Origin of the sequence: Campylobacter sp. 107, from assembly GCF_002383835.1 — a bacterium.
Lineage (GTDB): Bacteria > Campylobacterota > Campylobacteria > Campylobacterales > Campylobacteraceae > Campylobacter_D > Campylobacter_D jejuni.
This window is the reverse complement of sequence record NZ_NXBA01000027.1, coordinates 106,000-117,495: the sequence shown is the minus strand read 5'-3', so window position 1 is coordinate 117,495 and position 11,496 is coordinate 106,000. Positions and strand designations below refer to the sequence as shown.

Genomic DNA, 11,496 nt, shown 5'->3' with positions numbered 1-11,496 from the left:
TTTTTGGATTATAACACAAAAAAATCATTTTATATCATTTTTGCATAAAATAAAGACAGGATGATAAGTGAGTTTGTTTTGAAATTTTTCTTCAAATTCTTTTAAAAAACCTTTATTTAAAGGATAAAATCCTAAAGAATTTACCCCGCTTAATTTTAAATGTCTAAAAACATCTAAAGCATTATCAAAGCTTAATTCTACGAGTTCTTGAGTAATTTTTACCTCATTAAAATAGACTTTAAAAATTTGTTCTAATTCATTTAAGCTAAAATAATTTAAACCAAAACCCGTACTTTGTTTGATTTCTTTTAAATTTTGTTTTGCAAAAGTAGAAAGAAGTAAAATTCCATTTTGATTTAGCATATCTCTAAGACTTAGTATAATGCGTTTTAAATCAAGCCATTGCAAAGTTGCATTTGAAACAATAAGATCAAATTTCTCTTTACTTAAATCTTGTTTTGCAATTTCATTCATATCAAAAATTAAAATATTAGAATTTTCTTTAAAATTTAAAATATCGTTTTTTAAATACTCATTAAAAGTAATGAAATTTTGAAGTTTTTTGCTAAATTCACCCCTACCACAACCAAATTCAAACACTTTTTCAAAATGTGAAATTTTTAAATCTTTTAAAATTTCACAAAGTTTTAAACCCATGAAATCTTGCACTTTTGCATGTTTTTCATAATCTTTTGCTTTTAAAAAATTCAAAGCTCATCCCAAGTTTTAAAATGAAAAAAAGCAAAATGCGGTTCATCTAAAAAAATCAAATTTTTAAAACTATTTTTCAAGGCATTTGGTGGAAAAATTTCATCTTCTTTGCTTGAATAAACCTTATCCCAAAGCAAATTTTCTTCTTGTTTTATTAAAGCAAAGTCAAAAAGTTTTTCAAGCTCTATTTTCAAAGATTTTTCATCTTTAAAAATAAAATCTTTGGCTAAGCTTTTGTGTTCTTCAAATAAAACTTCTTTAAAATATTTTAATTTAAAATTTTGCAGGTTTTTTTTAAAAATTGTAGGATGAATTCCTTTTAATTTATCTATGCCTAAATTTGTGCCATTTATGGCTATTTTTTGTTTAAAATGAAGCTCTTTTAAAAGTCTATTTGCTACGCAAACTCCCATAGAAAAAGCGATTAAAAAAAGTTCATCAAAAGCTTTGAAATCAAAATTTAAATCAAAATTTTTATAATCATAACATAAAATCACATTTTTATCGCTTTTTAAATGCGAAAAATGACTAGGATGTGAAGCAAACCCTCCAAATACCACTATAAGTTTTTTTGAATCAGGATTTTTACATAAAAATTCATATTTCATAAAAGCTCTATTATCCTTTCAAGTTCTTCTGTGTTAAGTCCTGCGTGCAAAGAAAAACGAATTCTAGCTGTATTTTTTGGCACAGTAGGTTCTTTGATCGCAGGAGCAAAAAATCCAGCTTTTTGGAGTTTTTGTGAAATTTCTAAGGCTTTTTTATTTTCACCTAAAAGTAAGCAAATGATATAAGCATCGCCTAAAACAGTGTGATTTTTTTCTTGCAATTTACTTTTAAAAAAAGTGCTTAAAAGTTCTAATTTTTCTCTTTCTTTCTTAAAACAAGGTATTTTTTTAAAAATAAATTGTGTCCAAGCTACATTAATAGGTGGCAAGGCTGTAGAATAAATAAAAGCTCTAGCTTTGTTGATGAAAAATTTTTTATATTTTTCATCACATATCATACAAGCACCTATGGAAGCAAGGGCTTTTCCAAAGGTAAAAACCAAAAAATCCACTTCATTTTCTAAGGCTAGTTTTTTAACAAGCCCCAAACCCTCTTTATCAAAACAACCCACGCTGTGTGCTTCATCTATATAAAGCTTAATTTTATCATAATGTTTTTTAAGCTCACACAAAGTTTTAAAATCGCTAAAATCTCCATCCATACTAAACAAAGCTTCGCTTAAAACGATGATATTTTCATAATTTTCATAATGTTTTTGGATTAAACTCTCTAAATGATTTATATCTTTATGGTGAAAACGAAAAAAATCAGCTCCACCAAGTCTTAAGCCATCAATCATACTTGCATGAATAAATTTATCAGCTAAAAAAAGCGTCTTAGAAATGCTAGAAAGTGCTGCTATACAAGAGATATTTAAATGATAGCCACTATTAAAATGTAAAATTTCCTTATCTTTAAATTTAGTCTTTAAAAAACTTTCTAATTCTTCATAAATTTCAAAATTTCCACTCAAACTTCTTGAACTCGAACTTGAAAAAAACAAATCTTGTTCTTTTAGGGTGTTTAAAAACTCAGCTTTTAACTCTTTAGAAGACGCCAAATAAAGATAATCATTTCCTGCTAAATTTAAAAGTTTTTGATCTTGTTTATAAACAAATTTATTTTCATGTTTTAAAGGCGTTAGAGTTCTTAGATTATGATTTTGCTCTAGATCTTGCAAAATTTTTTCAAGCTTCATTTTTTTCCTGTAAATTTAAAAATTTAAAGTATTATTTTGCCAAAATATTTTTAAAAAAGAAGTTATAATGCAAAATCAAATCTTAAAAAATCTCGATTTAAAACATATTTGGCACCCTTGCACACAAATGAAAGATCACGAAACCCTACCTTTAATTCCTATAAAAAAAGCAAAAGGTGTATGGCTTTATGATTTTGATGATAAAGCTTATATGGATTGTGTGAGTTCTTGGTGGGTCAATCTTTTTGGTCATTGTAATGAAAAAATCACAAATGCCATTAAAAAACAAGTTGATAAGCTAGAGCATGTGATCTTAGCAGGCTTTACACATGAGCCCATCATCAAGCTTTCTGCAAGACTTTGCGAAAAAGTAGGCAGGAATTTTAATAAATGTTTTTATGCAGATAATGGCTCAAGTGCTATTGAAGTAGCACTTAAGATGAGTTTTCATTATCATTTAAATAAGGGAGTGAAAAAAAGTAAATTTTTATCTTTAAGCAATTCTTATCATGGTGAAACCTTAGGAGCCTTAAGTGTGGGCGATGTAGCGCTTTATAAAGATACTTATAAAGCCTTGCTTTTAGAGTGTTTAAGCACGCCTGTGCCACAAGGCAAAGACTACACTAAAGAGCTTGAAATTTTAAAAGATATTTTAGAAAAAAATGCAAGTGAAATTTGTGCTTTTATACTTGAACCCTTGGTGCAATGTGCAGGAAATATGCATATGTATGAAGCAGGGTTTATTGATGAGGCCATAAAGCTTTGCCATAAATTTGGAGTGCAAGTGATTTTTGATGAAATTGCAGTGGGCTTTGGACGCACAGGAACTTTGTTTGCCTTACATCAATGCAAACAAAGCCCCGATTTTATCTGCCTTTCAAAAGGGATAACGGGTGGATTTATGCCACTTTCTGTAGTGCTTACAAGAGATGAAATTTATAATGCTTTTTATGATACTTATGAAAGCCAAAAGGCTTTTTTACATTCTCATAGCTATACGGGAAATACCTTAGCTTGCGCGGCAGCAAATGCGGTTTTAGATATCTTTGAGGATGAAAATATTTTAGTAAAAAATCAAATTTTAAGCGAGTTTATCAAAAAAGAATTTTCAAGACTTGAAAAATTTGACTTTTTGGGTAATTTTAGAACTTGCGGGATGATCAGTGCTTTTGATATTTTAAGCACCAAGTATAAACGCGTAGGACTTTTTGTATTTCAAAAAGCCTTAGAAAAAGGTTTGCTTTTAAGACCTTTAGCAAATACGATTTATTTTATGCCCCCTTACATCATCACAAAAGAACAAATCGTTTATGTGCTAGAGAGTTTAGAGCAGATTTTTAAGGAATTTTAAGTTGTAAAATTTCTTGCATTTGCTCTTTAAAATCTTTATTTAAAATGCTATTTTCATCAAAAAAATCAAGATTGATTATAGGAATTTTTGCATAATTTTTTATAAAATCATCTTGTAAGATATCTTTTTTACCCATCATTACAAGGGCTAAAAGATTGATATTTCTTTGCTTTAAAGCTTCAATGCTAAGCAAGATATGATTAATACTTCCAAGATAGTATTTTGCTACCAAAATCGTAGGGTGTTTGAAAATATTCACAAAATCAATCATAGTGTAATTTTCATCCATAGGAGAAAAAAGCCCACCCGCAAGCTCAATAAGTAGGTTTTTGCTTTTTGGTAAAATGATATCTAAGGCTTTATAATCAAGCTTTTCTTTGATTTTTCCAAGATGAGGAGAAGCTGGAGTTTGCAAAAAAATACCTTCTTTAAAAATCTTTGTTTTTGGGCTAAATTTTGCAATAAACTCGCTATCTGTTGGAGTTCCTGCTTGAATGAGTTTAAAATAATCATAGTTAAAATTCGCACAAAAAGCTGCGCTAAAATGTGTTTTTCCTACATCAGTATGTATTCCACTTACATAAATTTGCACAAAAAATCCTCAAGAAAGAAATTTTAAACCCGCTGTACAAGTAATAATCACAGCGATTAAAAAAAGTTTCAAAAAACTTTTACTTTCTTTATAAAAAAGTACACCTACTATAACCCCACCTGCGGTTCCAGCTCCTGTCCATATAGAATAAGCCACGCTCATAGCGATATTTTGCATACTAAGACTTAAAAAGCTAAATGATAAAGCAAAACAAGCAGCTAAAGCTAAAAGATAAAATTTGTTTTTAGTAATGACGAGTTGTTTCATCACTATCACGCCTATGATTTCAAAAATAGTGGCTAAAAATAAAAAGATCCATTCCATTATTTAGCTTCCTTGCTGATTAATTTAAGCCCGATAATGCTTAAAAGTAAAATAGCAATTAAAACAATTTTAGTCACCGAAACTTCGATATCAAAAAGAAATATTTCATTTAAAACCACTCCGACAGTCCCAATACCTACAAAAACACTATAAGCAATGCTTACTTCAAGCTTTTCGCACGCTTTTAAAAAAAGAGTAAAAGAGATACAAACTCCAATAATAGTTAGTATATATTGCCAAAGTTCTGTAGAATACTTAAGTCCGCCTACCCAAAAACATTCTATAAGCCCACCAAAAATAACCATAAACCACGCGATATTGGTATTCATTATGCTCCTCCTTAATATTTTTTGCGCGGCAATTATAGCCAAAACAAAGTAAATAAAAAACTATCATAAATTTACTTTTCCATAAGCCAAAATTAGATATAATCAAAGCTCATTTTTTAAGAAAGGATAAAAGATGTTAGAAGGCATCGTTAGAGAGAGTATCGGTAGAAAAGCTGCTAAAGCTTTAAAAAGAGATGGTTATCTAATCGCAAACATCTATGGAAAAGGATTAGAAAACATTAATGCCGCTTTTAAAGTAAATGAGTTTATTAAGGAAGTTCGTAAAAAAACTACTTTAATTTTTGATGTAAAAGTAGGTTCTCAAACTTTAAGCGTTGTAGTTGTAGATTATCAAAAAGATCCTGTAACTGCAGAACTTAAACATGTGGATTTAAAAGTTGCACAAAAAGGTGTGATTTCTAAATACATGGTTCCAGTTAAAATCACAGGAACAGCTATAGGTCTTAAAAATAAAGGTGTTTTAATCCAATCAAAAAGAAGATTAAAAGTAAAATGTGCAGCTGAAAATTTACCAAATTTCTTCGAACTTGATGTAAGTAAACTTGATGTGGGTGATGCTTTACTTGTTCGTGATATTGTAGTTCCTGCGGGAGTAACTATGATTGATGCTGATAGAGTAGCGGTTGTAGGTGTAGAAAAAGCTAGATGATTTTAGTCGTAGGGCTTGGCAATATAGGCGTAGAGTATGAAAATACCCGTCATAATGTCGGTTTTATGCTAATTGACTTACTTTTAAAAGAAAGCAATTTTACAAATCTTACAAACTCTAAATTTAAAGGAGAGCTTTTTAAAATAGGTTCTTCTTTACTTCTTCTTAAACCTAGTACTTATATGAATAATTCAGGACTTAGCGTAAAAGCAGTGAATGATTTTTATAAATGCGAAAGAATGATAGTTATCCATGATGATATAGATATAAATTTAGGAGCCTTGCGCTTTAAAAAAGGCGGTTCAAGTGGTGGACATAATGGGCTTAAAAGCATAGATACTTTATGTGGAAATGACTATGAAAGAGTGCGTATAGGAGTGGGAAAGGGTGAAAATGTGATTTCCCATGTTTTAGGTAAATTTAAATCCGAAGAAGAAATAACTTTAAGCAAAGTTTTAGAGCATACAAAAAAAGCTTTGCTTGAGCTTATTGAAAATGATGATTTGTCTGCTATATCATCCAAATACAGCCTAAAGGCTTAAGATGTGGATATTTTTTCGTTTTATTTCAGGGATTTATTTAAAAAATTTTTTTATTATATTTTTTTCTTTACTTGGTTTTTATTGCGGTATTGATTTGCTCTTAAATTTTAAAGATCTACCAAAAGCTGCAAATCTTGATTTGCTTTATGTTATGTTTTTATCTTTTTCGGCAGTGCCTTATGTATTACCCATTTCTTTGATTTTTGCTTTGGTAGTTTCTTTGATTTCTATGATCAGAGCAAATGAATTTGTAAGTCTTTATGCGTTAGGACTGAGTAGAAATTATGTTATTTTATTTCCTTTTTTATGGGCTTTATTTTTTTGTTGTATTTATATAGGATTGAATTTTACTTCTTTTGCTTATGCAAATGATTATAAGAGAAATATTTTAAAAAATGGCACTATTATGAATCAAAGTGGAGAAGTGTTTTTGAAATTTAACAATAATTTTGTTTATATTTCAAAGATAAACAATGGACAAAATAGTGCTCAAAATATAAAAATTTTTAATATTAATGATTTAAATTTAAACTCTTTTGTAAGTGCTAAAAATGCCCATTTTGAAGGTGAAAGCTGGATTTTGCGAGATGGTAATATTACATTATTACCTAAAAATTATGAACTTGCTAATGATGGTTTAAAGATACAAGACTTCTCCGAGCTTAAATCACTTGAGGGTTTTAAACCAAAGATTATAGAAGGGGTTGCTAGTAATAGTGATTATTCAATATCTGATGCACTTGAAAGTTTTGAGCTTTTTAAGGCGCAAAATGTCAATACAGATACTCTTAAAATCAATCTTTATAAATTTGTTTTTACTCCTTTTTTTGCACCATTTTTAATGCTTATTATGTATTATTTTTTTCCTGTAATAGCAAGATTTTTTAATCTTGCTATTGTAACTTTTGTAGCTTTTGTAGTGACTTTGATGATTTGGGGAGTCTTGTTTTTGCTTACTAGATTAAGTGAAAATAGTGTGATTGCAAGTGAAATTGGCATTGTAGTGCCTATTATAATTTTGGGTTGTTTAAGTGCTTATATGTATTATAAGCATCGATAAATTAAGTTTTGTGTAGTAAAATTATAAAAATTAAAGGTTAAATATGGATTATAAACAATTAAAACAAGAATTTAATACCCCTTTTTATATTTACAATTTTGATTTCATAAAAGAGCGTTTTTTAAATCTCAAAGAGGCTTTTAAGGCTAGAAAATCTCAAATTTTTTACGCTGTAAAAGCCAATTCAAATTTAAGTTTGTTGCAAATGCTTGCAAATTTAGATAGTGGATTTGATTGTGTGAGTATAGGCGAGGTAAAGCGTGCCTTAAAAGCAGGAGCAAAAGCTTATAAGATTATTTTTAGTGGAGTAGGAAAAACCAAAGAAGAGTTAAGACAAGCTTTAGAATATGATATTTTATATATTAACCTTGAAAGCGAAGCTGAAATGATGCTTTTAGAAAGTGTGGCTAAAGAACTTAATCTAAAGGCAAGAATTAGTATTCGTGTTAATCCAAATGTTGATGCAAAAACTCATCCTTATATTTCTACAGGATTAAATGAAAATAAATTTGGTGTCGAAATTGATATAGCAAGAAAAATGTATCTTTATGCAAAAAATTCATCTTTTTTAGAGCCCGTTGGAGTGCATTTTCATATAGGTTCGCAACTTTTAGATATTTCTCCCATTCATGAAGCAGCAGGCATCGTTGCAAAACTTGTAAGAGAGTTAAAAGCCTTGCAAATCGATCTTAAATTTTTTGATATAGGCGGTGGTTTGGGTGTGGCTTATGAAAAAGATGAGTGTGAATCTGATCTTTATGATTATGCGCAAGGTATATTAGCACAACTTCATGGGCTTGATTTAACTATAGGAATGGAGCCTGGAAGGTATCTAGTTGCTAAAAGTGGAGAATTTGTTTGTTCAGTGCTTTATGAAAAACAAAATAAAACCAAGCGTTTTGTTGTAGTAGATGGAGCGATGAATGATCTTATACGCCCAAGTTTATACGAGGCTTATCATGAAATAATCTTACCTTATAATCAAGGCGAAGAGAGTTTATGTGATGTTGTAGGTGGAATTTGTGAGAGTGGGGACTTTTTTGCTAAAGCAAGGTCTTTGCCTAGCACTCAAAGTGGTGATATAATGGTTATTAAAAATACTGGAGCTTATGGTTTTAGCATGAGTAGTAATTACAATACTCGTAATAAAGTTTGCGAATTAGCCCTTGAAGAAGGACAGGTAAGATTGATCCGTCAAAGAGAAAATTTTGAAGATCAAATCGCTTTAGAAGAGAAATTTTTAAAGGCTTAAAATGTTTTTTTTAGATGTTCAAGGGACTTTAATTTCTGATCATGATAAATCTTTAATCCATGGTGCTAAAGAACTGATCGATTTTTTAAATGCAAAAAATCTTCCTTATCTTATCATCACTAACAATACAAAAAAACTTGATTTTTTAGAAAAATTACAGCAAAAAGGATTGGCCATAAAAGAAAATGCTTATATTGATCCTTTCAGCGTTTTAAAACACCTTTTAAGACCTTGTAAAGTTGCGGCTTTTGGTGCAGATGAGTTTGTAAAAAGTCTTGAAAATCTTGGTTTTGAGCTCGATTTTGTAAATCCTAGTGCTGTGCTTGTGGCTAGTTATGATGATTTTAAATTTAAAGATTTTGCCACTATGATAGAATTGGCTAGAAGAGAAGTTAGATTTATAGCTATGCACGAAACTAGTATTTATAAAAAAGATGGTAGGCCTTATCCTGGTGTAGGTAGCATTATGGCTATGCTTAAAAATGCTATTGATTTTGAATACGAGATTGTGGGTAAGCCTAGCATTGCTTTTTATAAAGAAGCTTTAAATTTAATAAGAAGACAAAATTCAAAAATCGATTTTGAAGATATTAAAATCATTAGTGATGATTTTAGGGGTGACTTGCTTAAGGCAAAAGAACTTGGCATGAAAACCTTGCTAGTTTTAAGCGGCAAGATAAGCGACACAAAAGGGCTTGATACGGATTTGCTTGATGGAGTTTATCCTAGTGTTTTTGAGTTTTTAAAGGATCTAAAATGCCAAATTTAGAAGAATTTAGAAATAAAATCGATGCGGTTGATGATAAAATTTTAGATCTTTTAAATGAAAGAATGACTTATGTTAAAAGTATAGGTGAGCTTAAGCAAAGTAGTGGGGGAAGTATTTATCGTCCTGAGCGTGAAAGAGCCATTATCAATCGTTTAAAAAATGCAAATTTAGGACTTTTAGATCAAAATGCCATAGAGGCAATTTATCAAGAAATTTTTGCAGTTTCAAGAAATTTAGAAATGCCTCAAACTATAGCTTATTTAGGGCCTGAAGGAACTTATACACATCAAGCAGCAAGAAGTCGTTTTGGTGCGATGAGTCGTTATATAGCCTTGGCCAATATCGAAGATGTTTTTAAAGAGTTAAGCAACAAAGAAGCAAAATACGGTGTTGTACCTATAGAAAATAATACCGAAGGTGCGGTGGGCATTACTTTAGATTGTCTAGGTAAGTATAATGAGCTTAAAATTTTTGGCGAAATTTATATGGATATTCATCATTCTTTTGTAGGAATTAATGAAAATTTAAAAGAAATCAAACGCATTTATTCGCATCCGCAAGGTTATAATCAATGTCGTAAATTTTTAGAAAGTCATGAACTTAGTGCTATAGAATTTGTTCCTTCAAAATCTACAGCTAATGCAGCTTACCTAGCTTCGCAAGATAAATATGCGGCAGCAATTTGTTCTAGAATAGCGGCTAAGCTTTATAATGTGCCTGTACTTTTTGATAAAATAGAAGATAATGCAGCCAATAAAACAAGATTTTTAATTTTAAGCGATATTAAAAATCCTAAAATGCCAAATTGTAAAACTTCTATTTTAGCACACACAGCACATAAACCTGGGGGACTTAGCTTTTTATTAGAGCAGTTTAAAAAAGAAAATATCAATCTTACTAAGCTTGAATCTCGCCCTGTAAAATCAAAAGAATTTTTACACAGTTTTTATATAGATTTTGAAGGGCATATTGATGATGAAAATGTAAAAAAAGCCTTAAAAGATATACAAGAGATTGTTTGGCTTGGATCTTATTTATCAGGAGAAAAAGATGAAATTTAATGAATTTTTAAATAATTTAAGCAATTATGAACCCGGCAAAGATATAGAAGTTATTGCTAAAGAATATGGCGTTAAAGAAGTGATAAAATTAGCAAGCAATGAAAATCCTTTTGGCACGCCACCAAAAGCTATAGAATGTTTAAGACAAAATGCAAACAAAGCCCATCTTTACCCTGATGATAGTATGATAGAACTTAAAAGCACATTGGCTCAAAAATACAAAGTTCAAAATGAAAATATCATTATCGGTGCAGGCAGTGATCAAGTGATTGAATTTGCTATACATTCTAAGTTAAATTCTAAAAATGCTTTTTTGCAAGCTGGAGTTACCTTTGCTATGTATGAAATTTATGCCAAACAATGTGGTGCAAAGTGTTATAAAACTCAAAGTATTACTCATAATTTAGATGAGTTTAAAAAACTTTATGAAACGCACAAAGATGAAATTAAACTTATTTTTTTATGCTTACCAAACAATCCTTTAGGCGAGTGTTTGGATGCAAGTGAGGCGACCGAGTTTATTAAAAGTGTAAATGAGGATTGTTTAGTTGTGATTGATGCAGCTTATAATGAATTTGCAAGTTTTAAAGATAGCAAAAAACATTTAGAACCTTGTGAATTGATTAAAGAATTTGACAATGTACTTTATTTGGGAACTTTTTCTAAACTTTATGGATTAGGAGGCTTACGCATTGGTTATGGCATAGCTAATGCTAATATTATTAGTGCATTTTACAAGCTTCGTGCTCCTTTTAATGTGAGCAATCTTGCTTTAAAAGCAGCAGTTGCAGCAATGGATGATGATGAATTTACTGAAAAAACTTTAGAGAATAATTTTTCTCAAATGGAGCTTTATAAAGAATTTGCTAAAAAACATAATATCAAAATTATCGATAGTTATACAAATTTCATCACTTATTTTTTTGATGAAAAAAATAGTACAGATTTGTCTGAAAAATTGCTTAAAAAGGGTATAATAATAAGAAATTTAAAAAGCTATGGTTTAAATGCTATACGCATTACTATAGGAACATCTTATGAAAATGAAAAATTTTTTACAGAATTTGATAAGATTTTAAGATAGATAA

Annotated in this window: 14 protein-coding genes; 8 read left to right on the top strand and 6 right to left on the bottom strand. The window is 29.7% G+C overall.

The genetic code is table 11. From position 1 onward, the window contains the following. Window positions 1–24: 24 nt before the first annotated feature. From bioC to BGS40_RS04975, 3 genes are read right to left on the bottom strand one after another with little or no spacing between them, the layout of a single operon-like run. Window positions 25–711 (bottom strand): malonyl-ACP O-methyltransferase BioC, encoded by a 687-nt coding sequence (gene bioC / locus BGS40_RS04985; RefSeq protein ID WP_041160011.1) that lies wholly within the window; start codon window positions 709–711, stop codon window positions 25–27. After that, entirely contained in the window at window positions 708–1,319 is a 612-nt protein-coding gene (locus tag BGS40_RS04980) for a pimeloyl-ACP methyl esterase BioG family protein (protein WP_057096012.1), read from the bottom strand. Before BGS40_RS04980 ends, bioC begins: the two co-directional genes overlap by 4 nt. Then, on the bottom strand, window positions 1,316–2,458 hold the full coding sequence (locus BGS40_RS04975) for an aminotransferase class I/II-fold pyridoxal phosphate-dependent enzyme (RefSeq protein ID WP_052793964.1): 1,143 nt from the start codon (window positions 2,456–2,458) through the stop codon (window positions 1,316–1,318). Before BGS40_RS04975 ends, BGS40_RS04980 begins: the two co-directional genes overlap by 4 nt. A 67-nt stretch (window positions 2,459–2,525) precedes the next feature. Between BGS40_RS04975 and BGS40_RS04970 the strand changes: the two genes are divergently transcribed. After that, entirely contained in the window at window positions 2,526–3,809 is a 1,284-nt protein-coding gene (locus BGS40_RS04970) for an adenosylmethionine--8-amino-7-oxononanoate transaminase (RefSeq protein WP_002873471.1), read from the top strand. Here the strand turns inward: BGS40_RS04970 and BGS40_RS04965 are convergent. From BGS40_RS04965 to BGS40_RS04955, 3 genes are read right to left on the bottom strand one after another with little or no spacing between them, the layout of a single operon-like run. Continuing rightward, window positions 3,796–4,401: a dethiobiotin synthase gene (locus BGS40_RS04965; RefSeq protein ID WP_002816248.1), complete on the bottom strand. Its 606-nt coding sequence runs from the start codon at window positions 4,399–4,401 to the stop codon at window positions 3,796–3,798. The genes BGS40_RS04970 and BGS40_RS04965 overlap by 14 nt on opposite strands. 9 nt (window positions 4,402–4,410) lie before the next feature. Then, window positions 4,411–4,725 carry a DMT family transporter gene (locus BGS40_RS04960; RefSeq protein WP_096738455.1) on the bottom strand — a complete coding sequence of 105 codons (315 nt, stop codon included), beginning with the start codon at window positions 4,723–4,725 and terminating at the stop codon, window positions 4,411–4,413. Continuing rightward, window positions 4,725–5,054, bottom strand: coding sequence for a DMT family transporter (locus BGS40_RS04955; protein ID WP_087692087.1), 330 nt, complete (start codon window positions 5,052–5,054; stop codon window positions 4,725–4,727). Before BGS40_RS04955 ends, BGS40_RS04960 begins: the two co-directional genes overlap by 1 nt. 133 nt (window positions 5,055–5,187) lie before the next feature. Between BGS40_RS04955 and BGS40_RS04950 the strand changes: the two genes are divergently transcribed. From BGS40_RS04950 to hisC, 7 genes are read left to right on the top strand one after another with little or no spacing between them, the layout of a single operon-like run. Then, on the top strand, window positions 5,188–5,724 hold the full coding sequence (locus BGS40_RS04950; RefSeq protein ID WP_002791314.1) for a 50S ribosomal protein L25/general stress protein Ctc: 537 nt from the start codon (window positions 5,188–5,190) through the stop codon (window positions 5,722–5,724). After that, the gene (gene pth, locus BGS40_RS04945) at window positions 5,721–6,266 is read left to right on the top strand and encodes an aminoacyl-tRNA hydrolase (RefSeq protein ID WP_002857525.1); all 546 of its coding nucleotides are present in this window, start codon (window positions 5,721–5,723) and stop codon (window positions 6,264–6,266) included. Before BGS40_RS04950 ends, pth begins: the two co-directional genes overlap by 4 nt. Before the next feature lies 1 nt (window position 6,267). Then, complete coding sequence (locus BGS40_RS04940; RefSeq protein WP_087695668.1) at window positions 6,268–7,326, top strand: LptF/LptG family permease; 1,059 nt, start codon at window positions 6,268–6,270, stop codon at window positions 7,324–7,326. A 43-nt stretch (window positions 7,327–7,369) separates the two neighbouring features. After that, window positions 7,370–8,578, top strand: a complete 1,209-nt coding sequence (gene lysA / locus BGS40_RS04935) for a diaminopimelate decarboxylase (RefSeq protein WP_002872416.1) — start codon at window positions 7,370–7,372, stop codon at window positions 8,576–8,578. 1 nt (window position 8,579) lies between these two features. After that, a complete protein-coding gene (locus BGS40_RS04930; RefSeq protein WP_002872417.1) occupies window positions 8,580–9,347 on the top strand; it encodes an HAD-IIA family hydrolase in 768 nt (255 codons plus the stop codon). Next, entirely contained in the window at window positions 9,335–10,408 is a 1,074-nt protein-coding gene (gene pheA, locus BGS40_RS04925; protein WP_002858741.1) for a prephenate dehydratase, read from the top strand. Before BGS40_RS04930 ends, pheA begins: the two co-directional genes overlap by 13 nt. Next, the gene (hisC, locus tag BGS40_RS04920) at window positions 10,398–11,492 is read left to right on the top strand and encodes a histidinol-phosphate transaminase (RefSeq protein ID WP_052797856.1); all 1,095 of its coding nucleotides are present in this window, start codon (window positions 10,398–10,400) and stop codon (window positions 11,490–11,492) included. Before pheA ends, hisC begins: the two co-directional genes overlap by 11 nt. Window positions 11,493–11,496: the final 4 nt, after the last annotated feature.